19 protein-coding genes are annotated in these 24,507 nt (G+C 74.7%); 14 read left to right on the top strand and 5 right to left on the bottom strand.

The genetic code is table 11. The features are described from left to right. Positions 1-69: 69 nt before the first annotated feature. The 8 genes from tssB (at position 70) to IEX99_RS03140 (ending at position 9,709) form a co-directional block, all read left to right on the top strand. Positions 70-582 (top strand): type VI secretion system contractile sheath small subunit, encoded by a 513-nt coding sequence (tssB, locus tag IEX99_RS03105; RefSeq protein ID WP_188898386.1) that lies wholly within the window; start codon positions 70-72, stop codon positions 580-582. 4 nt (positions 583-586) lie between these two features. After that, positions 587-2,086: a type VI secretion system contractile sheath large subunit gene (tssC, locus tag IEX99_RS03110; protein WP_188898388.1), complete on the top strand. Its 1,500-nt coding sequence runs from the start codon at positions 587-589 to the stop codon at positions 2,084-2,086. A 103-nt stretch (positions 2,087-2,189) separates the two neighbouring features. Beyond that, a complete protein-coding gene (gene tssC / locus IEX99_RS03115) occupies positions 2,190-3,728 on the top strand; it encodes a type VI secretion system contractile sheath large subunit (protein ID WP_188898390.1) in 1,539 nt (512 codons plus the stop codon). After that, a complete protein-coding gene (locus IEX99_RS03120) occupies positions 3,725-4,537 on the top strand; it encodes a type VI secretion system accessory protein TagJ (RefSeq protein ID WP_188898391.1) in 813 nt (270 codons plus the stop codon). Before tssC (IEX99_RS03115) ends, IEX99_RS03120 begins: the two co-directional genes overlap by 4 nt. A gap of 28 nt (positions 4,538-4,565) precedes the next feature. After that, positions 4,566-5,081 (top strand): type VI secretion system baseplate subunit TssE, encoded by a 516-nt coding sequence (gene tssE, locus IEX99_RS03125; RefSeq protein WP_188898393.1) that lies wholly within the window; start codon positions 4,566-4,568, stop codon positions 5,079-5,081. 14 nt (positions 5,082-5,095) lie between these two features. After that, positions 5,096-6,931: a type VI secretion system baseplate subunit TssF gene (tssF, locus tag IEX99_RS03130; protein WP_188898395.1), complete on the top strand. Its 1,836-nt coding sequence runs from the start codon at positions 5,096-5,098 to the stop codon at positions 6,929-6,931. Then, positions 6,928-8,166: a type VI secretion system baseplate subunit TssG gene (gene tssG, locus IEX99_RS03135; protein WP_188898397.1), complete on the top strand. Its 1,239-nt coding sequence runs from the start codon at positions 6,928-6,930 to the stop codon at positions 8,164-8,166. The genes tssF and tssG overlap by 4 nt, the downstream gene beginning before the upstream one ends. A 28-nt stretch (positions 8,167-8,194) precedes the next feature. Beyond that, positions 8,195-9,709: a class I SAM-dependent methyltransferase gene (locus tag IEX99_RS03140; RefSeq protein WP_188898399.1), complete on the top strand. Its 1,515-nt coding sequence runs from the start codon at positions 8,195-8,197 to the stop codon at positions 9,707-9,709. Between the two features lie 35 nt (positions 9,710-9,744). On the opposite strand, the gene IEX99_RS03145 is transcribed toward IEX99_RS03140, so the two are convergent. After that, positions 9,745-10,509: an SDR family oxidoreductase gene (locus IEX99_RS03145; RefSeq protein ID WP_188898401.1), complete on the bottom strand. Its 765-nt coding sequence runs from the start codon at positions 10,507-10,509 to the stop codon at positions 9,745-9,747. Positions 10,510-10,707: 198 nt separating this feature from the next. Between IEX99_RS03145 and IEX99_RS03150 the strand changes: the two genes are divergently transcribed. Continuing rightward, positions 10,708-11,385, top strand: coding sequence for a sulfite oxidase-like oxidoreductase (locus tag IEX99_RS03150; RefSeq protein WP_188898403.1), 678 nt, complete (start codon positions 10,708-10,710; stop codon positions 11,383-11,385). Between the two features lie 48 nt (positions 11,386-11,433). Here the strand turns inward: IEX99_RS03150 and IEX99_RS03155 are convergent, their stop codons facing one another. The 4 genes from IEX99_RS03155 to IEX99_RS03170 form a co-directional block, all read right to left on the bottom strand. Further along, a complete protein-coding gene (locus IEX99_RS03155) occupies positions 11,434-12,486 on the bottom strand; it encodes a glycosyltransferase family 2 protein (RefSeq protein WP_188898405.1) in 1,053 nt (350 codons plus the stop codon). Then, positions 12,483-13,406, bottom strand: coding sequence for a glycosyltransferase family 2 protein (locus IEX99_RS03160; protein ID WP_188898407.1), 924 nt, complete (start codon positions 13,404-13,406; stop codon positions 12,483-12,485). The genes IEX99_RS03155 and IEX99_RS03160 overlap by 4 nt, the downstream gene beginning before the upstream one ends. Before the next feature lie 72 nt (positions 13,407-13,478). Further along, positions 13,479-15,191 carry an exopolysaccharide biosynthesis polyprenyl glycosylphosphotransferase gene (locus IEX99_RS03165; RefSeq protein WP_188898409.1) on the bottom strand — a complete coding sequence of 571 codons (1,713 nt, stop codon included), beginning with the start codon at positions 15,189-15,191 and terminating at the stop codon, positions 13,479-13,481. A 212-nt stretch (positions 15,192-15,403) separates the two neighbouring features. Next, positions 15,404-15,853: a GtrA family protein gene (locus IEX99_RS03170; RefSeq protein ID WP_229677778.1), complete on the bottom strand. Its 450-nt coding sequence runs from the start codon at positions 15,851-15,853 to the stop codon at positions 15,404-15,406. Positions 15,854-16,138: 285 nt separating this feature from the next. On the opposite strand from IEX99_RS03170, the gene IEX99_RS03175 reads away from it, so the two are divergent. The 5 genes from IEX99_RS03175 to IEX99_RS03195 all read left to right on the top strand — a co-directional run bounded on the left by IEX99_RS03175 (position 16,139) and on the right by IEX99_RS03195 (position 24,497). After that, the gene (locus tag IEX99_RS03175) at positions 16,139-17,761 is read left to right on the top strand and encodes an ABC transporter substrate-binding protein (RefSeq protein ID WP_188898411.1); all 1,623 of its coding nucleotides are present in this window, start codon (positions 16,139-16,141) and stop codon (positions 17,759-17,761) included. 134 nt (positions 17,762-17,895) lie between these two features. After that, entirely contained in the window at positions 17,896-19,488 is a 1,593-nt protein-coding gene (locus tag IEX99_RS03180) for an ABC transporter substrate-binding protein (protein ID WP_188898413.1), read from the top strand. Further along, the gene (locus IEX99_RS03185) at positions 19,485-21,089 is read left to right on the top strand and encodes an ABC transporter substrate-binding protein (protein ID WP_188898415.1); all 1,605 of its coding nucleotides are present in this window, start codon (positions 19,485-19,487) and stop codon (positions 21,087-21,089) included. Before IEX99_RS03180 ends, IEX99_RS03185 begins: the two co-directional genes overlap by 4 nt. Positions 21,090-21,098: 9 nt before the next feature. Continuing rightward, positions 21,099-22,688: an ABC transporter substrate-binding protein gene (locus IEX99_RS03190; protein ID WP_188898417.1), complete on the top strand. Its 1,590-nt coding sequence runs from the start codon at positions 21,099-21,101 to the stop codon at positions 22,686-22,688. Positions 22,689-22,892: 204 nt separating this feature from the next. Beyond that, positions 22,893-24,497: an ABC transporter substrate-binding protein gene (locus IEX99_RS03195; RefSeq protein WP_188898419.1), complete on the top strand. Its 1,605-nt coding sequence runs from the start codon at positions 22,893-22,895 to the stop codon at positions 24,495-24,497. Positions 24,498-24,507 lie beyond the last annotated feature (10 nt).

Here is a 24,507-nt window from a genome sequence, read left to right on the forward strand (position 1 = left end):
CGGTTCGCTCGCGCATCTATCTTCGCGTCAGAACGCGGGGCGACCAGGTTTCGGTCCGGGGAGGACGTGATGGCCAGCGTGCATGACAAGCTCGCTCGCGTGCGCAAGCCGCGGGTCCACATCACCTACGAGGTCGAGACCGAGGGCGCGACGGTGCAGCGCGAGCTGCCTTTCGTGGTCGGGGTGATGGGCGACTTCGCGGGGGACCCGGCGGAACCCCTGCGGCCGCTCGCCGAGCGCAAGTTCGTCAGCATCGACCGGGACAACTTCAACGACGTCATGGCGCGCATCGCGCCGGGCCTGAACATCAAGGTCAAGAACACGCTCGCGGGCGACGACTCCGAGATGGCGGTCGAGCTGAAGTTCCGCTCGATCGAGGACTTCGAGCCGGGCCGCGTCGCCGAGCAGGTGCCGGCGCTGAAGGCGCTGCTCGAGACCCGCGCCAAGCTGCGCGACCTGATGAGCAAGGCCGACCGCTCGGAGGAGCTGGAGGGCCTGCTCGAGCAGGTGCTGCAGGACAAGGAGAAGCTGGCCAGGCTTTCGAGCGAACTCGGCCTCGATGCGCCGAAGCAGGAGGGCTGACGCGATGAGCGCGAGCCAGACCGAGGCGGCGGGCGCCGCCGGTGCCGTCACGACCGAGGAAGCCGGGCTCGGCCTGCTCGAGCAGGTGATCGGCGCGACCAAGCAGACCGAGCGCGACCGCGCGCAGGAGCTGATCAAGGCGTTGACCGAGGAGGCGCTGAAGGGCACCGTCACCTTCAGCCGCAACCTCTCCATGACCTTCGAGCGGGCGATCGCCGCGCTCGACCGCAAGATCTCCGAGCAGCTCAACCAGGTGATGCACCACCCGCGCTTCCTCCAGCTGGAGGGCTCGTGGCGCGGGCTGCACTACCTGGTGATGAACTCGGAGACCGGCACCTCGCTCAAGCTGCGGCTGCTGCAGATCTCGAAGCGGGAGCTCTCGCGCGATCTCCAGCGCGCGACCGAGTTCGACCAGTCGCAGATGTTCAAGAAGATCTACGAGAACGAGTTCGGCACCCCGGGCGGCGAGCCCTACGGGGCGCTGATCGGCGACTACGAGTGGACCAACCACCCGGACGACGTCGAGACGCTGCGCCTGATGTCGAACGTCGCCGCAGCCGCCTTCGCGCCGTTCATCTCCGCGGTCGGGCCGGGCATGTTCGGCTTCCAGGACTGGCGCGAGCTGTCCAAGCCGCGGGACCTGGCCAAGATCTTCGAGGGTGCCGAGCACACCAAGTGGCGCAGCTACCGCGACACGGAGGACAGCCGCTTCGTCACCCTGGTGATGCCGCGGGCGCTGGCGCGCCTCCCCTACGGCTCCGCCACCACGCCGATCGAGGAGTTCGGCTACGAGGAGGCGCCCTTCGACGCCGCCGGCAACCCGAAGGCGATGGAGCACCACGACTACTGCTGGATGAACGCGGCCTACGTGATGGGGGCGCGCCTCACCGACGCCTTCGCCCAGCACGGCTTCTGCGTCGCCATCCGCGGCGCCGAGGGCGGCGGCAAGGTGTCGAACCTGCCGACCCACGTCTTCACCTCCGACGACGGCGACGCCGACACCAAGTGCCCGACCGAGATCGGCATCACCGACCGGCGCGAGTTCGAGCTCTCCAACCTCGGCTTCCTGCCGCTCTGCCACTACAAGAACACCGACTACGCGGTGTTCTTCGGCGCCCAGTCCACGCAGAAGCCGAAGAAGTACGACCGGCCGGAGGCGACGGCGAACGCCGCCATCTCCGCGCGCCTGCCCTACCTGATGGCGACCAGCCGCTTCGCGCACTTCCTCAAGGTGATGGCGCGCGACAAGATCGGCTCCTTCATGGAGGCGTCGGACTGCGAGGCCTGGCTGAACCGCTGGATCAAGAACTACGTCAACTCCAACCCGAACGCGGGCCAGGAGATGAAGGCGAAGTTCCCGCTGCGCGAGGCGCGGGTGGAGGTGAAGGAGATCCCGGGCAAGCCCGGCTCCTACAACGCGGTGGCCTACATGCGGCCGTGGCTGCAGATGGAGGAGCTCACCACCTCCATGCGCATGGTCGCGCGCATCCCGCAGAAGGCCTGACCGCGCCCGCCGTCGGCCGGCGCGCGGCGTTGCGGCGGGGCGGCTCGACGGCGGACCGGGGCGGGGAGCGTCCCCGCCCCGCGCAACGGGAAGGGGTGGCGGCATGAGCGGGGGCTTGCGGGCGACCGTCCTCTCCGGCCGCTTCCTGGGCAACAGGGGCGAGGGCGCGGCAGGCGCGGAGGAGCTCGCCGACTTCCTCGCCGAGCCCTCGGCGGCGATGGCGTTGCGCCGCTGGTACGGCGACGCGGCGCTCGGCCGCATCCTCGCGCACGACGGCAGCGCCGAGGGGCGCGCCGACGCCGTGGCCCGGCTCGAGGAGACGGTGGACCGCGACATCGCCGCGCTCGACCGGCTGATCGCCGCCCAGCTCGACGCGGTGCTGCACCACGACCGGCTGCGCCGGCTCGAGGGGTCCTGGCGCGGCCTGCACTGGCTCGCCGAGCGCGTGCCCTTCGGCGCGCGGGTCCGGCTCCGCCTGCTCACCGCGCGCTGGACCGAGATCTGCCGCGACCTCGACCGCGCGGTCGAGTTCGACCAGTCCATCCTGTTCCGCAAGATCTACGAGGAGGAGTTCGGCACCCCGGGCGGCGAGCCCTACGGCATGCTCTGCGCCGACTACGAGGTGCGCCACGCCCCGGCGCCGGGCCACCCGACCGACGACGTGGCGGCGCTCGACGCCCTGGCGGGCATCGCCGCCGCCGCCTTCGCGCCGCTCGCCATCGCCGCCGCGCCGCCGCTGCTCGGCCTGGACAGCTGGGCCGAGGCCGGCCCGGCCGCCGACCTCGCCAATGCGCTGCGCATGCCCGACCGGCAGCGCTGGCGCCGGCTGCAGGAGCGCGAGGACACGCGCTTCCTCGCCGTGCTGCTGCCGCGCACCCTGGCGCGTGCCCCCTGGCCGCTCGACGGCGCGCGGCCGGACGGCTTCTGCTACCGCGAGCACGCGCCCTCCGTCGCCGCCCGCGTCTGGACCAGCCCGGTCTATGCGCTGGCCGCCGTCGCGGTGCGCGCCTTCGCGCGCAACGGCTGGCCGGCCGAGATCCGCGGCGCGGCGATCGCCGAGGAGGCCGAGGGCGGCGTGGTGGACGAGATCGTCGAGGAGCGCTTCTCCTCCGACCCGCCGGGCCGGACCGCGCGCCCGCCGGTCGAGCTCGCCCTCACCGACGAACAGGAGCGGCTGGCGATCGAGGCCGGCCTGCTGCCCTTCATCGGGCTCGAGGGCCTGCCCGAGGGGACCTTCGCCGCCGCCCCCTCGCTGCACCGCCCGCCGCGCATGGCCGGCGAGGCGGCGGACGCCAACCAGCGGCTCTCGGCGCAGTTCAACGCGATGCTCTGCGTCAGCCGCTTCGCCCACTGCATCAAGCTGATGGGCCGCGACATGGTCGGCGCCTTCCGCACCGCCGAGGACATCCAGGGCCGCCTGCAGCGCTGGCTCGCCGAGTTCACCAACTCCTCCGGCAGCGCCGCGGGCGAGATGGGCGCGCGCTACCCGCTGCGCTCCGCCCGCGTCGAGGTGCGCGAGAAGCCGGGCAAGCCCGGCGTCTTCGGCTGCGTCATCCAGCTCCAGCCGCACTATCAGCTCGACGAGGTGGGCGCGGCCTTCCGCCTCGTCACCGACCTCCAGGCCGCGAGGGCTGCCGCATGAGCGCGATCCGAACCGCCTTCGAGGCCGGCGACCTCCAGGGGGCGGTCGCCGCCGCCAACGCCGCCGTCAAGTCCGCCCCGCGCGACTTCGGCGCGCGCTGGGTGCTCGCCGAGATGCTGCTCTTCGCGGGCGAGCTCGAGCGCGCCGACCGCATCCTCGACGCCGTGATCGCCGAGGAGCCGTCGCCGGCGGTGCTCGAGTTCCGCCGCCTGCTGCGCGCGGCGGAGCACCGCCGGCGCGTGTTCGGCAAGGAGGGCGCGGCGCCGAAGCTGCAGGGCGAGGAGGCGACGGCGGCGCAGACCGCCTGCCTGCGCGCCCTCGTCGAGCTGCGCGCGGGCAACCCGGAGGCCGCCGCCGCCGCCGCCGCCGAGGCCGAGGAGCGCCGCCCGCGCGTCCCCGGCACGCACAGGCCGGCCGGCCCGGGCGCCGCGCCGGTCGCCTTCGACGACCTGCGCGACGCCGACGACCTGTTCTCGCCCTTCCTCGAGGCCCTGACCATGGCCGGCGACTACATGTGGATCCCGCTCGAGCGCGTCCGCACCCTCGAGTTCGAGGCGCCGAAGCGGCCGCGCGACCTGTGCTGGCGCCGCGCCAGCATCGAGATGAAGGACGGGCAGGAGGGGGTGATCTACGTCCCCGCCATCTATCCCTGGGGCGATGGCGGCATGCCGGACGGGCTCCGGCTCGGCCGCACCACCGACTGGCTCGATTCCGGCGGCGGCCCGGTGCGCGGCCTCGGCCAGCGCGTGCTGCTGGCCGGCGAGGAGGCGCTGCCGCTGAACGAGGCCGGCGCGCTGCACTTCGCATGACCGGCCGCCGCCGCGGCCCCGCCGCGCCATGAGCGAGAGCAGGAAGGAGCAGCCGCGCGTCCGCCTGCCGCTGCTCGACCGGCTGCTCGACGCCGATCCGGACGCGCCGCGCGACCCGCCGCTCACCGCCGCCTACGCGCTCGACATGCTGCGCGCGGCGGTGCGGCGCGACCTCGAGGCGCTGCTCAACGCGCGCCGCCGCCGCCTGCCGCCGCCGGCCGGGCTCGCCGAGCTGCCGAGCTCGCCGATCGGCTACGGCGTGCCCGACCCGACGGCGGGCAGCTTCACCCAGGAGGAGCGGCGCAGCGCGCTCGCGCGCGAGGTCGAGATCGCGATCCGCCGCTTCGAGCCGCGGCTGACCCACGTCTCGGTGCAGCTCCGCCGGCTCGACCGCGAGCTGATCGACCGCTCGCTCCGCATCCGCATCGACGCCATCCTGCGCACCGACCCGGTGCCGGAGCAGGTGAGCTTCGAGACCGTCGTGCGCCCGACCACCCTCGACGTCACGGTGCGCGAGGGCGCGGGCGGCGGCAGCGGCGGCTGAGGGAGGGGCGGGAGGTGTCCGAGGCGCTGCTTCCCTACTACAACGCCGAGCTCGCGGCGCTGCGCAAGCTCGCCGGCGAGTTCGCCGAGACCTACCCGAAGGTCGCCGGCCGCCTGCGCCTGACGCGGGAGCAGGTGGACGACCCGCTGGTCGAGCGGCTGCTCGAAGGCGTCGCCTTCCTCGCCGCGCGGGTGCACCACCGGCTCGACGACGAGCTGCCGGAGCTCTCCGACGCGCTGCTGGAGATGCTCTCGCCGCACCTGCTCGCGCCGGTGCCGTCCATGACCACGATCCGCCTCGGCGCCGCCCCGGGCAACCCGGCGGTGCTGCGCGTCCCCCGCGGCCTGACGCTGGAGACCGAGCCGGTGCGCGGCGAGCCGATCCGCTTCCGCACCTGCCACGACGTCACGCTCTGGCCGCTCGCGATCGAGCAGGCGCGGCTCACCGGCCTGCCGCTGGTCGCCCCGGCCAACCCGCGCGCCCAGGGCGCGGTCGCCTGCCTGCGGCTGGTGCTGCGCAGCGCCGTGCCGGAGCTGCCGATGGCGAAGTACGCGCCGGACCGGCTGCGCCTCCACCTGCGGGGCGGCGGCACCGCGGCGGCGCAACTGCACGAGCTGCTCTGCACCTCCACCCTCTCGGTCGCGCTGGCCGACGGGCCGACCGACCCGAGGCCGACGATCCTGCCGGCCGAGGCGCTCGGCGCGGCGGGGTTCGAGGCGGAGGAGGCGGCGCTGCCCTGGCCGCGCCGCGCCTTCGCCGGCCACCGGCTGCTGACCGAGTACTTCGCCTTCCCGGAGAAGTTCCACTACGTCGACCTCTCCGGCCTGCAGGAGCGCACCGCGCGCCAGGAGAGCGACCGCCTCGAGGTCTTCGTCTACCTCTCGCGCGCGGCCGGCGAGCTGGAGCGCATCATAACGGCGGAGAACTTCGCCCTCGCCTGCACGCCGGCGATCAACCTCTTCCCGCAGCGCTGCGAGCCGATCGCGATGGACGGCACGCAGTCGGAGTGGCTGGTCCTGCCCGACGCGCGCCGGCCGAGCGCGCTCGAGGTCTACGCCATCGAGCGGGTGCGCGAGAGCCGCCCCGACGGCTCCCGGCGCGAGGTCCTGCCCTTCCACCGCCTCGGCCGCAGCGACGCCGCCGCGGCCGACGGCGACGCGCATTCCGATGTCCACTACCTGGCGCGGCGCGGGCCGGCCGCCTCGCCGCTGACCGGCACCCAGACCACGCTGATGCTGCGCGACGCCGCCTTCGACCCGGCGCGGCCCGCCGATGCCGTGCTGACGGTGGAGGCGCTGTGCTGCAACCGCGACCTGCCCGCCATGCTGCCCTTCGGCGGCGGACAGCCGCGGCTGCGCGTCGCCGAGGGCGGCTCGCCGGTGGCCCAGGCGGAGTGCCTGTCGCCGGCCACGCCGACGCTGCGCCCGCCGCTGCGCGAGCGCTCGGCCTGGCGGCTGATCTCGCACCTCGCGCTCAACCATCTCTCGATCGCCGGCGGCGAGCACGGCGCCCGGGCGCTGCGCGAGATCCTGCGCCTGCACGACCTGCGCGACAGCGCGGAGAGCCGTGCCGCGCTCTCGGCGCTGCTCGCGGTGGACGCGGCGCCGGGGGTGGCGCGGCTGCCGGGCGGCAGGCCGGGCGCCTTCGCGCGCGGGCTGGAGGTGACGCTGACCTTCGATCCGCAGGCCTGGCAGCCCGGCGGCCTCTACCTCATGGCGGCGGTGCTGGAGCGCTTCCTGGCGCTGCAGGCGACGGTGAACGCCTTCGTCCGCACGAGCGTGGCGCTGCGCGGCCGCCCCGGCCTGGTGGCGCGCTTCCCGCCGCGCAGCGGCACCCGGACGCTGCTGTGACCGACGAGACCATCATCGTCCGGCGGCCGGCGCCGCCGCCCGCTTCCGGATCGCCGAAGCCGCGGCCGGGAGAAGGCGCCGCGGCGGCGCCCGAGGCCGCCGGTCCGGCGCCGCCGGCGGAACGCCAGGCGCCGGACGCCGCGCCCTCGCTGCTCGAGGCCGCGCTCGAGGCGACGGAGGGCGCGGCGGCCGAGCGGGCGGCGGCGGCGCGCCACGCCACCGCGGCGGGACCGCCGGTGCCGGACGAGCCGGACGATCCGCCGCCCGCGCCGGTGCTGCGGGCGATGGCGCCGGCGCAGCGTCTGGCGCGCGAGCCGACCCGCTTCGCCCTCGACCAGGCGATCGCCGTCGCCGCGCGCGTCGCCCATGGCGCGGCGGGCGCCGACCCGCTGGAGCTGCGCTACCGGAGCTGGCCGCGCCTCGGCCTGCCGGCCGGCGAGGTGGTGCAGGCGCAGCCCGAGACGGGCGAGCTGACGGTCGCCGCCTTCGGCCTGATCGGCCCCGGCGGGGTGCTGCCGCGCCACGTCACCGCGACGGTGGGGGCGGAGCTGCGCAAGCGCTCGACCGCGCTGCACGCCTTCCTCGACATGAACGCCCGGCGCTTCGTCGGGCTCTACGCCAAGGCCGGCGCGAAGTACCGCCCGACGCGCAACCCGGTGCCGGCGGAGACGGTGCTGGCCGCGGCGATCGGCATGGCCACGCCCGGCCTGGAGGGGCGGATCGCGCCGCCCATGCCGACCCTGCTCTACCACGCCGGCAACCTCGCGGCCCGCACCCGCTCGGCGGAGCGGCTGCGGGCGATGCTGGAGGAGGAGACCGGCGGGCGCGTGGACATCGAGGAGTTCGCCGGCGGCTGGCTGCGCCTGCCGGAGGAGGAGCAGACGCGCCTCGGCGGCGGGCGCACCGGGCGGCACGCGGCGCTCGGCCAGGGCGCCGCGGCGGGCTCGCAGGTCTGGGACCCGCAGGCGCGCTTCGTCATCCGCATCGGCCCGCTGCGCCGCCCGGCCTTCGAGGCGCTGCTGCCGGGCACGCCGCGATACCGGACCCTCGTGGACCTGACTCGGCTGTTCGTCGGGCTCGATGTCGGCTTCGCGCTGAACCTGGTGCTGGCGAGGGAGGAGATCCCCCCGCTCGCGCTCGGCGGCGGGGTGGCGCGGCTCGGCCAGACCTCCTGGCTCTGCAGCGCCGCGCCGCGGTCGCGGGACGGGACGGAACCGATGTTCGACGCGCGCTAGGCGCGCACCGCCGGAAGGGATTCGTCGCGTGGGGCACCCGCACTGGTTCGACGGCTACACGGCCGACACCCCCTACACGGCCGGCTACCATCCGGCGCAGTCGCCGACCGTCATCGGCCTCGTCTGCGCGGTCTGCGACGTCGCCTGGGCGCCGCCGGACCGCGAGGCGCTGACCGTGATCGACCTCGGCTGCGGCCGGGGCGTCACCGCCTGCGCGCTGGCCGCGGCCAATCCCGGCTGGCGCGTCGTCGGCGTGGACTTCCACCCGGCGCACATCGGCGACGCGCGCGAGTTCGCCGCCGAGGCGGGCATCGAGAACGTCGCCTTCCTCGAACTCGACCTGACGCGGATGGACGAGGCGGCGGCGGCGCGGCTGCTGCCGCAGGCCGACGTCATCACCGCGCACGGCCTCTGGACCTGGGTCTCGGACGCGGTGCGGGCCGGGATCATCGCCGTGCTGCGCGCCTGCCTGGTCAACGGCGGCGCGGCGATGATCAGCTACAACGCTCTGCCGGGCTGGTCGCAGGGGCTCGTCGTGGCGCGGCTGATTCAGGCCGCCGCGGCGCAGCGCCTCGGGCCGAGCGACCAGCGCGCCGCCTCCGGCATCGAGGCGCTGAGGGCCTTCCACCAGGCCGAGGCCTACCACCTCCGCGACAACCCGACCGTGGAGCGGCTGCTCGTGGGCGGGATCGGCAACACCACCGCCTACGTCGCGCACGAGTACCTGCCGCAGCACTGGCGTCCGGCCTGGGCGGGCGATGTCCACCGCGACCTCGCGGAGGCGCGGCTCGACTTCGTCGGCAGCAGCGCCGTGGAGGAGAACTTCCCCACCCTGCTGCTGACCGAGAAGCAGCGCCAGGCGGTGGCCCTGATCCAGGGACCCGAGCGCGAGACCGCGATCGACGCCTGCATCCGCCGCGTCTTCCGCCAGGACGTGTTCGTGCGCGGCCGCCGCCGCGACTTCGGCGTGCCGCGGCTGAGCGGGCTCCGGCTCGCCCTCCTGGTGGCGCGCGAGAAGGTCAGGCCGGCGGTGCGCACCCATGTCGGCGAGGCCTCGCTGCCGCCGCATGTCGCGGACCCGGTGCTCGATGCCCTGGCGGAGCGGCCGCGCGCCATCGGCGAGCTCCTGACCCTGCCCGGGACCGAGAATACGACGGCGGCCGAGATCGTCGCCGTGCTGGTCGGCGGCGGCTGGGCCATGCCGCTGTGGCGCGACGTGCCGGCGCTCGACTCGGCGGCGGCGGCGCGGGCGCGGCGCTACAACCGTGCGGCGCTGCGCCGTTACGGGGCGGACGCGATGGCCGGCGGCGGACGGCTCGGCCTGGTGGTGCCGGCGGCGGGCTGCGCCTATCCCTGCCCGGCGGACGAGCTGGCCGCGGCGGTGATGCTGCAGTCCGCCTTCGAGGCCGGCGAGCCGCCACCGGACATCGAGACGATCCTCGGCCGCCTGATGCGCGCCGACGCCGCGGAGGAGGCGCGCGCGGGCTTCCGCGAGCGGCTCGCCGCCCGCCTGCCGGGATGGCGGGCGGCGGGAGTGCTCTGAAGGGTCGGGCCGCGGCGGTCCGGGACCGGCGGGCGTCAGCGTCCGCCCGCGACGTCGAGCGTGGTGCCCGTGATGTAGCTCGCCTCGTCGGAGGCGAGGAACAGCACCGCATCCGCGACCTCGCGCGGCCGGCCGACGCGGCGCATCGGGACCAGGCGGTTCGGGCTGAGCTCGAGCGTCCGTTCCATGCGCGCGAAGGCCGCGCGGGTGCGGTCGGTCTCGATCGGACCCGGCGCGACGGCGTTGATGCGCACGCCGAGGTGCGAGACCTCCATCGCCACGTCGCGGACGAAGCCGTGGATGCCCGCCTTGGCCGCGGAATAGGCGGCGGCCCCGGTGTCGGCCGCCGACCAGGGCGTGCCGTTGCGCGAGCCCGAGGACATGCAGACGATGCTGCCCCTCCGGCGCGCCATCATCGAGGGCAGCACCGCGCGGGTGCAGAGGAAGGCGGAGCGCAGGTTCAGCCGGATGGTGAAGTCCCAGTCCTCGGCCGACATCTCCCAGATGCGGGCGTTGCGCGCGCCGCCGACGTTGTTCACCAGGACGTCCACCGGGCCGCATTCCTCCGCGATGCGGGCGAAGGCGGCCTGCACGACGCCTTCCTCGGTGACGTCGCCGGCCTGGGCGAGGACCGCGACGCCCTGGCCGCGCAGTTCGGCCGCGGCGCGCTCCAGCCCGGCCGCGTCGAGGTCGAGCAGGGCGAGCCGCGCGCCCTCTCCGCCGAGGCGGCGCGCGATGGCGGCGCCGATGCCGTTCGCGGCTCCGGTCACGACGGCGAGGCGGTCCTGCAGGCGGCCCATGGTGCGCTCCTTGCGGCGGGGAGGGCAGGGCGGCGCGCGGCCGCTCCCGGTGCGCGCGAGTGTGCTGCGGGCGAGGGAGGGTGGCAAATCCCCCGCCGCGCCGGACGCGCGGGGGCCGCGGCGCGTCGCCCCCGGCCGCCGGCGGCCCCTTGCATCGCGCCTCTCCGCCGGCACCTATGCCGGGACGGAGGACGCGCGATGGCGGAGCACGAGACCGACGACATCCCCCTGGCCGGCCGGGTCCGCGAGAAGCTGGTCGAGCGCAAGCAGGACTGGGCGCGCGAGGGCCGGCTGCTGACCGGCACCACCGCCGATCCCTCGCGCCAGCGCCTGCCGCCGGGCCAGACCCTGGTGCGCGACTGGCCGGTGCTCGACCTCGGCGTGCAGCCGGACGTCGCGCGGGAGAAGTTCCGCCTGCGCGTCGAGGGGCTGGTGGAGAACCCGCTGCGCCTCGACTGGGAGGGCTTCCTGGCCCTGCCGCAGGAGGAGCAGGTCTGCGACATCCACTGCGTCACGCAGTGGTCGCGCTACGACAACCGCTTCGCCGGCGTGAAGGCGCGCGCGCTGCTCGCCCTCGCCCGGCCGAAGCCGGAGGCGCGATTCGTCGTCCTCCACGGCTACGACGGCTACACGACCAACCTGCCGCTCGGCGAGTTCGACGCGCCGGACGCGATGCTCGCCCATTCCTGGGAGGGCAGGCCGCTGACGCGCCAGCACGGCGGGCCGGTGCGGGTGGTGGTGCCGCGGCTCTACTTCTGGAAGAGCGCGAAGTGGGTCACGCGCATCGAGCTGCGCGCGGAGGACCAGCCCGGCTTCTGGGAGGTGCGCGGCTACCACAACCACGGCGACCCGTGGCTGGAGGAGCGCTACGGCTGACGGCTGGCGCCGCTGCCGCGCCGGCGCCGGCGGACGGACGCGGCGCCCTCAGCTCGCGGCCGTTCCCGCGCGCGCCGGCGGCAGCCGGGACAGCACCTCCGTCCTGACCCGCCGCGCCAGGCCGCCGCGATGCGCCGCGTCGTTGCGGGCGATGTAGGCGCGCGCCGCCTCGTCGAGGCGGTACAGCGCCTCCGTCCCCGGCGCGGGGCGGAAGGCGCGGGCCATGCGGACCGCCGCCGGCCCGGCGCGCAGCCCCTGCGCCAGCACGCCGTTGCGCGCGCCCTTCGCCTGGTAGGCCAGGAAGCGCGGCAGCAGCGCGAGCGGCGAGGCGCCGAACTTCATCTCGATGTAGAGCCGGTTGCGCACGTAGTGGAACCAGCGCGTGCCGGTCCAGGCGAAGCGCCGCTCCGGGCTCACCTTGTGGCGCACGGCGATGTCGCCGCGGTAGCGGATGCGCCGGCCGAGCGCGATGGCGCGCAGGCAGAAGTCGTACTCCTCCCAGCAGAAGAACAGCGCGTCGTCGTAGCCGCCGCAGCGCGCGAAGTCCGCGCGCCGGATCGCGTGCCCGGCGCCGACGAAGGTGACGGCGTCGAAGCCCTGCGCCGCGCGCGGCAGCAGCGCGGCGGGGTAGCCCCAGGAGGAGAGGTCGTCCTCGCCCGTCGCGTGCACCAGGATTCGGCATCCCACCGCCGCGAGGCCCGCATCCTCGTCGAGGGCGGCGACCGCGCGGGCGAGGGTGTCCGGGCCGTCGAACTCCGCGTCGTTGTCGAGGGCGAAGACCACCCGCCCGCGGCCGAGCGCCGTGGCGCGATTGCGGCCGCCGGCCACGCCCCAGTTGCGGTCGAGCCGGACCAGCGTCGCGTCCGGCGCGCCGCGCACCGCCTCGGCGAGGCGCTGCAGGCTCTCGGGCCTGCTGCCCTGGTCGGCGATCCAGACATGCTTGGTCACGCCGGCCTGGGCGCGGGCGGAGGCGATCGCCTCGATCGTCTCCTCCGCGCGGTCGAGCGCCAGGATGACCACGTCCGCCGCGTAGCTGCCGGCGGGCGGCGCCGGCGCGCCGGCGACGTGCCGGGGCGCGGGATAGGGCGGTGGCCAGGTCATTCCAGGCGGGCCTCCTCCGGCGGCGGCGGGATCGCGAGATAGGCGATGCGCTTCGCCTCGCGCCGCCCGCGCGTGACCGTGTCCAGCACCAGCCCGCAGGCGAGGGCGAGCAGCGCGGCGAGGGCGAGCGTCGCCGAGAGCACCGCCGTCGGCAGCCGCGGCACCAGGCCGGTGCGCAGGAACTCCTCGAGCACCGGGAGGAACAGCGCGATCGCGGCGGCGGAGAGCAGGGCGGCGATGGCGGCGAAGAAGGCGAGCGGCCGCTCGCGCTTCACCAGCCCGACGATCGCGCCGAGGATGCGCAGCCCGTCGCGCAGGGTGCTGAGCTTGCTCGCCGATCCCGGGCGGCGCTCGCGGTACGCCGTGCGGACCTCGCCGATCGGCAGGCCGAGCTCGAGGGCGTGCACGGTGAACTCCGTCTCCGTCTCGAAGCCGCCGGCGAGGGCGGGGAAGGACTTGACGAAGCGGCGCGAGAAGACGCGGTAGCCCGAGAGCATGTCGCTGATCCGGTCGCCGAAGACGAGCCGCACCATCCCGGTCAGCACCCGGTTGCCGAGCCGGTGCCCGGGGCGGTAGGCGGCGGCGCCGTCGGCCGCCACCCGCACCCCGGTCACCATGTCGAGCCGCCGGGCGAGCAGCATGCGCACCATCCCGGGCGCGGCGGAGGGGTCGTAGGTGTCGTCGCCGTCCACCAGCACGTAGGCGTCGGCCTCGACATCGGCGAACATGCGGCGGACGACGTGGCCCTTGCCCTGCAGGGCCTCCTCGCGGACCACGGCGCCGGCGGCCGCGGCGACCTCGCGCGTGCGGTCGCGCGAATTGTTGTCGTAGACGTAGATCCTGGCCTGCGGGAGGGCGGCGCGGAAGCCGGCGACGACGCGGCCGATCGCCACCTCCTCGTTGTAGCAGGGGATGAGCACGGCGATCCGCGGCGCGGCGCCGGGGGGATCGTGGGCGGGCAGGGCGGCCTCCTCATGCGCGGCGCCCGCGCGTCAGCAGGCATTGCGCATGCGGGCGACGGCGACGAGCGTGCGCAGGATGATGGCGACATCGAGCCAGGGAGACCAGTTCTCGATGTATTCGAGGTCGCTCTCCACCCGGCGGATCAGCTTCTCCTCGGTCTCGGTCGGGCCGCGCCAGCCGCGCACCTGGGCGAGGCCGGTGAGGCCCGGCTTGACCCGGTGCCGCGCGGCGTAGAGCGGCGTCACCTCCTCGAACGGCTTCTCGCCCGCCCGCGTGCCGGGCGCGTGGGGGCGGGGGCCGACGACGCTCATCTCGCCCCGCAGCACGTTGAAGATCTGCGGCAGCTCGTCGAGCGAGGTGCGCCGGAGCAGCGCGCCGACCGGGGTGATGCGCGGATCGCCCTCGCGCACCTGGCACCGCACCGTGGGGTCCGCCGCGTCGTGGTACATGGTGCGGAACTTCAGCACGTCGAACGGCCGCCCGTTGAGGCCGATGCGGCGCTGGCGGAACAGCACCGGCCCCGGGCTGTCGAGCCGGATCGCGAGCGCGATCAGCGCCATCGGCACCGCCGTCAGGGCGAGGGCGGCGAGGGCGAGCAGGTAGTCCTCCGCCGCCTTGAACAGCGCCGCCCAGCCCGCGATCGGACGGTCGGCGAGCGGCGTCAGTTCGACCTCGCCGCGCCCGTGCCAGGCGAGGAGGTCGGGGGCGAGGCGGATGTCCACCGCGTAGTCGCCGAGCCGCCGCAGCAGCGCCAGCCCGCGGGCCTCGGCGACCCAGGGCATGGCGAGGATCACCTGGTCTACCTCGCCCTCGCGGAGCATGGCGAGCAGCGTGTCCATCGGGCCGAGCAGCGGGGCGCGGGCGGCGATGCGCAGCGCGGCCGAGGCGCGCGGCGTCAGGCCGCCATCCACGATCCCGAGCAGGCGGACCGCCCGCCCGGCGGGCCCCGTCAGCAGCGCGACGAGGCGCTCCGCCTGCCGGCCGTCCCCGCCGGCGGCGAGGATCACCGCGCGCGGGGCGGCGGCCGCGCGGGCGCGCGGCGAGGAGCGCATCAGCGCCGTGAGCGCGCCGCGGCCGAGGACCAGCGCCAGCGCGGCGAGGGTCAGCGCCATCCCGCCCCAGCGCAGGTCGATCCCCTCGGCCGCGCCGAGGGCCGCCGCGGCGAAGGCGGTGAACCCGGCGGCGCCGAGCAGGGCGGGCAGCAGGGCCCGCATCTGGCGGCGGAGCGAGAACAGGGCGGCCGGCCGATACGCCCCGCGCGCCGCGGCGAGCACGAGGACGAGCGACGACGCGGCCGCGAGCGCGCCGCCGATTCCCGCCGGCGCATGGCTCCCGCCGATCTCCTCGCCGGCCGGAAACGGCACCGGCATCGGCCCGGCGAGCGGGTCGGCGAGGACCAGGGCGGCGAGAAGCCCGGCGACCGACAGGAGCGCGAGATCGAGCGCGCCGACCAGCAGGGCGAGGACCGGCGGCGGCAGCGGACCGCGGCGCGGGGCGGCGTCGCGCCGCCCCGCCGTCCGGCTTCCGGGGCCGGCCGCCTCCCAGCCGGGTGCCGCGGCAGCCCCGGCCGTCTCGGCCGGGCCCGCGCCGCCGATCGGCTGCCAGACGAGGTCGTCGCCCGGAGCGGAGCCGCCGAGCCCGGCGGCCACCGCCATCCCGGCGGCCTGCGGGGCCGCGGCAGGCTGGCGCGCGCGATGCCGCCGTGCCGCGGCCGTCGCCTCGGGGTCGGGGCGGCGGCTCATCGGACGCGCGCCCGCATCGCGGACGGGCCGCGGGTGGCGCCATCGGCCCGCCGGGAGCCGGAAGGCCGTCGCAGGGGATGGGGGCCGGTCCTGCCTGCGGCCGGTGCCGCTGCGGGCCACGACGCTTGCCGCTCGGCGGGGGCGCAAACCGGATCAGTGGTCGTCCATGCACGCATGCGCGACCGGGCGTCTCGCTCTTCGGGATAGGGACCTCAAGGATCGCGCCCAGGGCGCGCACCGAAGACGAAACGTCGCGAAAGAAAAAAGTTCCCGGCCATGCCCGCCAGAGCCCCCGCGGCAACGCCGACGACGGGATATCGCGCACAGAATGGTGACAGGGCGACCAGGGCGGCGTAGGTGCCGTAGTTGCTTCCGAAGCCGACGAGGTTGACGACCAGGAACGACGCCCACTGCCTGGCCGCCGACAGGGTGCTGCGGCGGTCCCGGAAGGTCCAGCGGCGGTTCAGCGCCCAGGTCGTCGTCGCCGCAGCGAGGTAGGAGAGGAGGCGCCCGCCATAGGGCCCGGCGCCGGCGAACCACAGCGCGGCGTAGAGCACGGCGGTGTCCACCGCGAAGCCGACCGTGCCGACCGCGCCGAAGCGGAGGAACTCCTGCGCCAGGACGAGCCTCTGCGGGCCGAGCAGGGCGGCGGCGTGGCGCAACGTGCGAATCGGGCCGGTCTCCTGTGTCGGGCGGCGACGGGCATAGCGCGGCGCCCCCCGGGGGCAAGCCTGCGCCGCGACCGCCGCCGACGGTCGGGCCGAAATGCCCAGCGGCGGCGACCCGCCGTCCGGGGGTGGCCCGGCGGCGACGGGCGCCGGCCGGCCGACGCGAACCGGCGCGAAGGTGCAGCGGGCGGCCCCGCCACGGCCGCAGGGCGCTTGCGTCCGGCGGAGCCGCTGTGTTTCCTCCCGGCCGAGGACCGATCCGTCATGGGGGACGCACCGATGCAACGACGCCAAATCCTGGCCGGCGCCGCCGCGGTGGCCGGCGCCGCCGCGGCCGGCGGCCTGCCGCGCCCCTCGCTCGGCCAGGGCACGTCGGTCGGCGCGGCCGGCGCGCGCACGCTGAAGTTCATCCCGCAGGCCGATCTCGCCGTGCTCGACCCGATCCTGACCACGGCCTACGTCACGCGCCACCACGGCTACATGGTCTGGGACACGCTCTACGGCTTCGATGGCGACTACAAGGCGCAGCCGCAGATGGTGGAGGGCCACGCCGTCGAGGACGGCGGCCGGCGCGTGACCATGCGGCTGCGCGAGGGCCTGAAGTTCCACGACGGCGAGCCGGTGCGGGCGCGGGACTGCGTCGCCTCGATCCGCCGCTGGGCGGCGCGCGACGCGCTCGGCCAGGTGCTGATGGCGACCACCGACGAGCTCGCCGCGCCCGACGACCGCACCATCGTCTTCCGCCTCAAGCGGCCCTTCCCGATGCTGTTCGAGGCGCTGGGCAAGCCCTCGACGCCGGTCTGCTTCATCATGCCGGAGCGTCTGGCGAGCCAGGACCCGAACCAGCCGCTGCGCGGCGAGCTGATCGGCAGCGGCCCCTTCCGCTTCAAGGCGGACGAGCGGGTGCCCGGCGCGCGCGTGGTCTACACGCGGTTCGAGGACTACGTGCCGCGCCCGGACGGCACGCCGAGCTGGACCGCGGGGCCGAAGCGCGTGCACTTCGACCGCATCGAGTGGCACGTCACGCCGGATCCGGCCACCGCCGCCGCGGCGCTGCAGAACGGGGAGGTGGACTGGTGGGAGCAGCCGACCGGCGACCTGCAGCCGGTGCTGCGGCGCAACCGCAACATCGTCCTCGAGATCCCGGACCCCACCGGGCTGATGGCGATCTGCCGCTTCAACCACCTGCACCCGCCCTTCGACAAGGCGGCGGTGCGTCGCGCCCTGCTCGGCGCGGTGAACCAGGCGGACTACATGACGGCGGTGATCGGCACCGACCGCAGCCTCTGGCGCGAGGGGGTCGGCTTCTTCCCGCCCGACACGCCGCTCGCCAACGACGCGGGCATGGAGGCGCTGACCAGCCCGCGCGACTACGAGAAGGTCAAGCGCGACCTCGCCGCCGCCGGCTACCGGGGCGAGAAGGTGGTGCTGATCGCCGCCACCGACTTCCCCTCGCTCAACGCCCTGGCGCAGGTCGGCCACGACATGTTCCGCAAGGCGGGGATGAACGTGGAGTTCGTCGCCACCGACTGGGGCACGGTGGTGCAGCGCCGGGCGAGCCGGGAGGCGCCGGAGCGCGGCGGCTGGAGCGTGTTCTTCACCTTCTGGGCCGGGGTGGACATGTTCAACCCCGGCGTCCACCAGTCGCTGCGCGGCCACGGCCAGCAGGCCTGGTTCGGCTGGCCGACCATCCCGCGCATCGAGGAGCTGCGCGCGCAGTGGTTCGAGGCCCCCGACCTCGAGGCGCAGAAGCGGATCGCCCGCGAGATCCAGAAGGTGGCCTTCGAGGAGGTGCCCTACCTGCCGCTCGGCCAATACTTCCAGGCGACCGCCTACCGCCGCGGCCTGACCGGGGTGCTGAAGGGGCTGCCGCTGTTCTGGAACGTGCAGCGGAACGGCTGAGCCGGCCGGGCCGCCGGGCGGGCTGGCCGGGCGCCGTCGCGAACCCCGCAGCGGCGCCGAATCAATTTTCGGCGTTGCGGCGGCGCGCGCGCGGTGGTCCCATCCGTCCCGGGAGACGATCGAAGGAGACGAAGATGCTCCGCCGCGACCTCATGCTCGGCGCCGCCGCCGCGGCCGCCTCGGCCGCCGCCCTGCCGCGGCCGTCCATCGCGCAATCCGCGCGCGGGCGCGTGCTGAAGTTCGTGCCGCAGGCCAACCTCACCAGCCTCGACCCGATCTGGACCACGGCCTACATCACCCGCAACCACGGCTTCATGGTCTGGGACACGCTCTACGGCATCGACCGGCAGTTCCGGCCGCAGCCGCAGATGGCCGAGGGCCATGGCTTCGAGGATGACGGGCGGGTCTGCACCATCACTCTGCGCCAGGGCCTGAAGTTCCACGACGGCGAGCCGGTGCGGGCGGCCGACTGCGTGGCCAGCCTGAACCGCTGGATGCGCCGCAGCCCGATGGGCCAGAAGCTCGCCACCGTCGTGGACGAGCTCTCCGCGCTTGACGACCGGCGGCTGCGCTTCCGCCTCAAGCGGCCGTTCCCGCTGCTGCTCAACGCGCTCGGCAGCGTCAACGCGCCGATTCCCTTCATCATGCCGGAGCGGCTCGCGCGCACCGATCCGTTCCAGCAGATCCGCGAGGCGGTCGGCAGCGGCCCCTTCCGCTTCAAGGCAGACGAGTTCAACTCGGGCAGCCTCGTCGTCTACGAGCGCAACCCGGACTACAGCCCGACGCCCGTCGGCCAGCGGGCGCTGATGGCCGGCCCGAAGGTCGTGAACTTCGACCGCGTCGAGTGGCACATCATCGTGGACGCGGCGACGGCGGCGAGCGCGCTGCAGACCGGCGAGATCGACTGGTACGAGCAGCCGACGCCGGAGATCCAGCAGCTTCTCCGCCGCAACCGCGCGATCCGGGTGGAGCCGATCGACCCGCTGCCCAACGGCGCGATCCTGCGCTTCAACCACCTGCACCCGCCCTTCAACGACAAGCGGATGCGCCAGGCGATCCTGCCGGCGGTGAGCCAGGAGGACCACCTGATCGCGATCGTCGGCACCGAGGCGGGGATGTACCAGGCCGGCGGCGTGTTCACGCCGGGCACGCCGCTCGCCAACGACGTCGGGCTCGAGCCGCTGAAGGGCCCGCGCAGCGTGGACCGCGCCAAGGCGCTGATGCGCGAGGCGGGGTACACGAACCAGCTCATCCGGCTGATCGGGCCGACCGACATCCTCGCCCCGGCGGCGCTGACCCAGGTCGGCGTGGACATGTTCCGCCGGCTCGGGGTGAACCTCGACCCGGTGATCACCGACTGGGGCACCGTGGTGCAGCGGCGCGCCAGCCGCGAGCCGCTCGACAAGGGCGGCTGGTCGGTCTTCTACACCGCCTTCGGCTCCTACGACTTCCTCGACCCCTCGGGGCACTTCCCGCTGCGCGGCAACGGCGCGGGCGCCTGGTTCGGCTGGCCGGACATCCCGAAGCTCGAGGAACTGCGCGACGCCTGGTTCGACGCTCCCGACCTCGAGGCGCAGCAGCGCATCGCCCGCGACATCCAGCGCGTGGCGATGGACGAGCTGCCCTACGTGCCGCTCGGCGCCTACATGTCCATGACGGCGCTGCGCGGCGACCTTGCGGACCGGGTGCAGGGCCCGGCCCTGTTCTGGGGAATCCGACGGACATGAGCGACACGACGATGCGCCGGCGCGGCATCCTGGCGGGCGGGGCGGCGGCCGCGGCGGCGGCGGGGCTGTCCCGCTTCGCCCTGGCGCAGGGCGCGGCGGCGCGCACCCTCAGGGTGATCCCGCAGGCCAACCTCACCAGCCTCGACCCGGTCTGGACCACGGCGGTGGTCACCCGCAACCACGCCTTCATGATCTACGACCAGATCTGCGCCCAGGACTCGCGGGGTGAGATCCGCCCGCAGATGGCCGAGGGCTGGACCACCGAGCCGGACGGCCTCGCCTGGACCTTCACCCTGCGCGAGGGCCTCGCCTTCCACGACGGCGAGAGGGTGCTGGCGAGGGACGCGGTCGCCTCGATCCTGCGCTGGGCCCGGCGCGATCCCTTCATGCAGGTGCTGTGGCCGAACGTCGCGGCGGTCGAGGCGCTGGACGACCGGCGCTTCCGCTTCCGCCTGCACAGGCCAGTGCCGCTCCTGCTCATGGCGCTCGGCCAGACGCAGTTCCCCTGCTTCGTCATGCCGGAGCGCGTGGCGCAGACCGACCCGTTCCAGCAGACCCGCGAGGCGGTCGGCAGCGGCCCCTTCCGCTTCCTGCGCGACGAGTGGAACCCGGGCCAGCGCGCCGTCTGGGCGCGCAACGAGCGCTACGTGCCGCGCCAGGAGCCGGTGGACGGCCTCGCCGGCGGCCGGGTGCCGAGGATCGAGCGCGTCGAGTGGACGATCATCACCGACCCGGCGACCAGCGCCGGGGCGATGCTGACGGGCGAGCAGGACTACTGGGAGTATCCGCTGCACGACCTGCTGCCCCAGCTCCGCCGCGCCCGCGAGGTGGTGGTGCAGCAGCGCCTGCTCGACGGCACCTACGGCATCTGCCGCTTCAACTGCCTGCATCCGCCCTTCAACAACCCGGCGATCCGCCGCGCCGTGGCGATGGCGGTGGACCAGCGCGACTACCTGCGCGCCGTCGCCGGCGAGGAGCCCGACGGCTGGGGCGTGTGCGAGGGCGTCTTCACCTGCGGCACGCCGCTCGCCAACGAGGCGGGGAGCGAGATCCTCAAGGTGCGCAGCGTCGAGCGCGCCCGCGCCGCGCTGCGCGAGGCCGGCTACAACAACGAGCGCGTGGTGCTGGTCGCGCCGGGCGACTACCCGCAGATCAACGCCCTCTCGCTGGTCACCGCCGACCTCCTGCGCCGGCTCGGCATGAACCTCGAACTGGTGGCGGCGGACTGGGGCACGCTGGTGCAGCGGCGCGCCAGCAAGGAGCCGGTCGAGCGCGGCGGCTGGAGCGTGTTCCACACCACCTCCTCCGGCCAGACCCTGGCGATCCCCGCGACCCACCTGTTCCTGCGCGCGAACGGCGAGCGCGCCTGGTTCGGCTGGCCGGACGACCCCGAGATCGAGCGCCTGCGCGCCGAGTGGATCGAGAAGGGCGCCGACCCGGCCGAGGGGCGGCGCGTCGCCGAGGCGCTGAACCGCCGCGCGATGGAGGTGATGTCCTACATCCCGCTCGGCTTCTACTGGCAGCCGAGCGCCTGGCGGCGCAACGTCACCGGGGTGTTCCGCGCACCGGCGACGGTGTTCTGGAACATCGGCAAGAGCTGAGGGGCCGCGATGACCCTGACGCGCCGCTCCGCCATCGCCATCGGCGCCGCCGCCGCGCTGGCGGCGCCGCGCGTCGCCCCGGCCCAGGCGCAGGCGCGCACCCTGCGCTTCGTGCCGCAGGCCAACCTCGCCAACATCGATCCGGTCTGGAGCACGGCCGTGGTGGTGCGCAACCACGGGCTGATGATCTACGACACGCTGTTCGGCCTCGGCGCCGACCTGCGCCCGCGCCCGCAGATGGCGGCCGGGCACGAGGTCTCGGCCGACGGGCTGCGCTGGACGATCGCGCTGCGGCCGGGCCTCAGGTTCCACGACGGCGAGAGGGTGCGGGCGCGGGACTGCGTCGCCTCGATCGCCCGCTGGGCGAAGCGCGACGTGCTCGGCCAGCGGCTGGATGCGCTGCTCGAGGAGATGCGCGCGCTCGACGACGACCGGTTCGAGATCCGGCTCAAGCGGCCCTGGCCGGGCCTCGCCTTCGCGCTCGGCAAGCCCTCGGCCAACATCTGCGCGATCATGCCGGAGCGCGTGGCGCGCACCGATCCCTTCCAGCAGATCCAGGACTACACGGGCAGCGGCCCGTTCCGCTTCCGCCAGGACCTGTTCCGCCCCGGCGACATCGTCGTCTACGAGCGCTTCGCCGACTACGTGCCGCGCGAGGAGCCGCCCGACCTGCTCGCCGGCGGCAAGCGGGTGCATTTCGACCGCGTGGAGTGGCGGGTGGTGCCCGACCCCTCCACCGCCGCCGCGGCGCTGCAGAACAACGAAGTGGACTGGTGGGAGACGCCGCTCGCCGATCTCCTGCCCGTGCTGCGCCGGCACCGCGACATCGTGGTGGAGCGGATCAACGACTTCGGCAATCTCGGCGTGCTGCGCTTCAACTTCCTCCACCCGCCCTTCGACAACCCGGCGGTGCGGCGGGCGCTGCTGCCGGCGATCGACCAGCGCGCCTTCATGCAGGCGGCGATGGGCACCGACGCGGCGCTGTGGCGCGTGCCGGCCGGGGTGTTCACGCCGGGCACGCCGCTCGCCAACGACGCCGGGATCGAGGTGCTGACCCGGCCGCGCGACCTCGAGGCGGCGCGGCGGATGCTGCGCGAGGCCGGCTACCGGGGCGAGCGGGTGGTGATGCTCTCGGCGACCGACCTCCCCGTGCTGCAGAGCCTGGCCGAGGTGGCGGCCGACCTGATGCGCCGGGTCGGGTTCAACGTGGACCTGCAGGCGATGGACTGGGGCACGCACATCCAGCGCCGCACCAACCGCGGCCCGGTGGACCAGGGCGGCTGGAGCGCCTTCTGCACCACCTGGGAGGGGCTCGACGTCTCCGTCCCCGGCAGCCACCAGCCGATCCGCGGCCACGGCGCCGCCGCCTGGGCCGGCTGGCCGACCATCCCGAAGCTCGAGGAGCTGCGCGAGGCCTGGTTCCAGGCCGCCGACATCGAGGCGGAGAAGCGCATCGCCGAGGAGATCCAGCGCGTGGTCTGGCAGGAGGTGCCGTTCATCCCGCTCGGCCAGGTGCTGCCGGTGCAGGCCTACCGGCGCAGCCTGACGGGGGTCCTGAAGGGCAGCTCCTCCATGTTCTGGGGCGTGCGGCGGGCGTGAGGCGCCCGGAAGGCGGGCCTTTGGCACGCGGCGTGCTTGCCGCAACGCCATGCCGGCGCGATGCTGCGGCGCAGCGTGACGCGGCGCGCGCGGGATCGCACATCGGAACCCTGGCGCAATGCCCAAGGCTCGGGCAGGGTGGCGCTCCACGAGGCGAAATCCGGGCGGCAAACCGCCCGCGGGAGAGAGAAGGGACGTCAGACCATGGACCGCAGGAGCTTCCTGAAGGCGACCGCCATGGGCGCGGCCGCGCTCGGTGGGGCGCGCGGGCTGTCCGCGCCGGCGCTGGCGCAGGGCGCCGCGGCGCGCACGCTGCGCTTCGTGCCGCAGGCCAACCTCGCCAATTTCGACCCGATCTGGGGCACGCAGTACGTGGTGCGCAACGCCTCGGCGCTGGTCTGGGACACGCTCTACGGGCTCGACGACAAGCTCGAGCCGCGCCGGCAGATGGTCGAGAGCGAGGAGCAGGCGGACGGCGGCAGGACCTGGACCTTCCGCCTGCGCCCGAACCTCCGCTTCCACGACGGCGAGCCGGTGCTCGCCCGGGACGTGGTGGCGAGCCTGACGCGCTGGATGGTGCGCGACGGCATGGGGCAGATGATCCGCGCCATCCAGGAGGAGCTGGTGGCGGTGGACGACCGCACCTTCCGCTGGCGCCTCCGGCAGCCCTACCCGAAGATGCTGCTCGCCCTCGGCAAGACCAACACGCCGATGGCCTTCATCATGCCGGAGCGGATCGCCAGGACCGATCCGTTCCAGCAGATCACCGAATACGTCGGCTCCGGCCCGATGCGCTTCGTGCGCAACGAATGGGTGCCGGGCGCCAAGGCGGTGTTCGCGAGGTTCGAGCAGTACGTGCCGCGCGACGAGCCGCCCTCCTGGCTCGCCGGCGGCAAGCGCATGCTGGTGGACCGGATCGAGTGGATCATCATGCCCGATCCCGCCACGGCCTCGGCCGCGCTGCAGAACGGCGAGGTGGACTGGTGGGAGACGCCGCTGACCGACCTGGTGCCGAGCCTGCGGCGCAACCGCAACCTCGTGGTGGACATCGCCGACCCGCTCGGCAACATCGGGTCCTTCCGCTTCAACCACCTGCACCCCCCCTTCAACGACGTGCGCGCGCGCCGCGCCATCGCCATGGCGCTGAGCCAGGAGGACTACATGCGCGCCGTGGCGGGCGACGACACCAACCTCTGGAAGGCCTCGGCCAGCTTCTTCACCCCCGGCACGCCGCTCTACACCGAGGCGGGGGGGGAGATCCTCAAGGGCCCGCGCGACATCGAGGGGGCGAAGCGCCTGCTGCGCGAGGCCGGCTACGGCGGCCAGCCGATCACCGTGCTGGTGGCGCAGGACCAGGCGCCGCTCAAGGCGATGGGCGAGGTGACGGACGCGCTGCTCAAGTCGCTCGGCATGACCGTGGACTTCGTGGCGACCGACTGGGGCACGGTCGGGCAGCGGCGCGCCTCCAAGGCGCCTCCCGGCCAGGGGGGGTGGCATGTCTTCCACACCTGGCACGCGGGGGCGGACTGCACCAACCCGGCGACGCAGATCCAGATCCGCGCCAACGGCGACGGCGCCTGGTTCGGCTGGCCGAAGGACGACGCGGTGGAGGCGGCGCGCGACAGGTGGTTCGAGGCGACCACGCTCGAGCAGGAGAAGGCCGCGGTCGAGCAGATGAACCGCGAGCTGTTCCGCCACGTCACCTACATCCCCACCGGCTTCTACCTGGGCTTCCAGGCCTGGCGCCGGAACGTTTCGGGGGTGGTGAAGGGGCCGATCCCCTTCTTCTGGGGTGTTGGCAAGAGCTGACCGGCCTGCT

This window comes from Caldovatus sediminis, from assembly GCF_014644455.1.
Lineage (GTDB): Bacteria > Pseudomonadota > Alphaproteobacteria > Acetobacterales > Acetobacteraceae > Caldovatus > Caldovatus sediminis.

Coding starts and splice junctions, on each gene's coding strand:
- tssB (WP_188898386.1), top strand. CDS start 70: ATGGCCAGCGTGCATGACAAGCTCGCTCGCGTGCGCAAGCCGCGGGTC.
- tssC (WP_188898388.1), top strand. CDS start 587: ATGAGCGCGAGCCAGACCGAGGCGGCGGGCGCCGCCGGTGCCGTCACG.
- tssC (WP_188898390.1), top strand. CDS start 2,190: ATGAGCGGGGGCTTGCGGGCGACCGTCCTCTCCGGCCGCTTCCTGGGC.
- IEX99_RS03120 (WP_188898391.1), top strand. CDS start 3,725: ATGAGCGCGATCCGAACCGCCTTCGAGGCCGGCGACCTCCAGGGGGCG.
- tssE (WP_188898393.1), top strand. CDS start 4,566: ATGAGCGAGAGCAGGAAGGAGCAGCCGCGCGTCCGCCTGCCGCTGCTC.
- IEX99_RS03145 (WP_188898401.1), bottom strand. CDS start 10,509: ATGGGCCGCCTGCAGGACCGCCTCGCCGTCGTGACCGGAGCCGCGAAC.
- IEX99_RS03150 (WP_188898403.1), top strand. CDS start 10,708: ATGGCGGAGCACGAGACCGACGACATCCCCCTGGCCGGCCGGGTCCGC.
- IEX99_RS03155 (WP_188898405.1), bottom strand. CDS start 12,486: ATGACCTGGCCACCGCCCTATCCCGCGCCCCGGCACGTCGCCGGCGCG.
- IEX99_RS03165 (WP_188898409.1), bottom strand. CDS start 15,191: ATGAGCCGCCGCCCCGACCCCGAGGCGACGGCCGCGGCACGGCGGCAT.
- IEX99_RS03175 (WP_188898411.1), top strand. CDS start 16,139: ATGCAACGACGCCAAATCCTGGCCGGCGCCGCCGCGGTGGCCGGCGCC.
- IEX99_RS03180 (WP_188898413.1), top strand. CDS start 17,896: ATGCTCCGCCGCGACCTCATGCTCGGCGCCGCCGCCGCGGCCGCCTCG.
- IEX99_RS03185 (WP_188898415.1), top strand. CDS start 19,485: ATGAGCGACACGACGATGCGCCGGCGCGGCATCCTGGCGGGCGGGGCG.
- IEX99_RS03190 (WP_188898417.1), top strand. CDS start 21,099: ATGACCCTGACGCGCCGCTCCGCCATCGCCATCGGCGCCGCCGCCGCG.
- IEX99_RS03195 (WP_188898419.1), top strand. CDS start 22,893: ATGGACCGCAGGAGCTTCCTGAAGGCGACCGCCATGGGCGCGGCCGCG.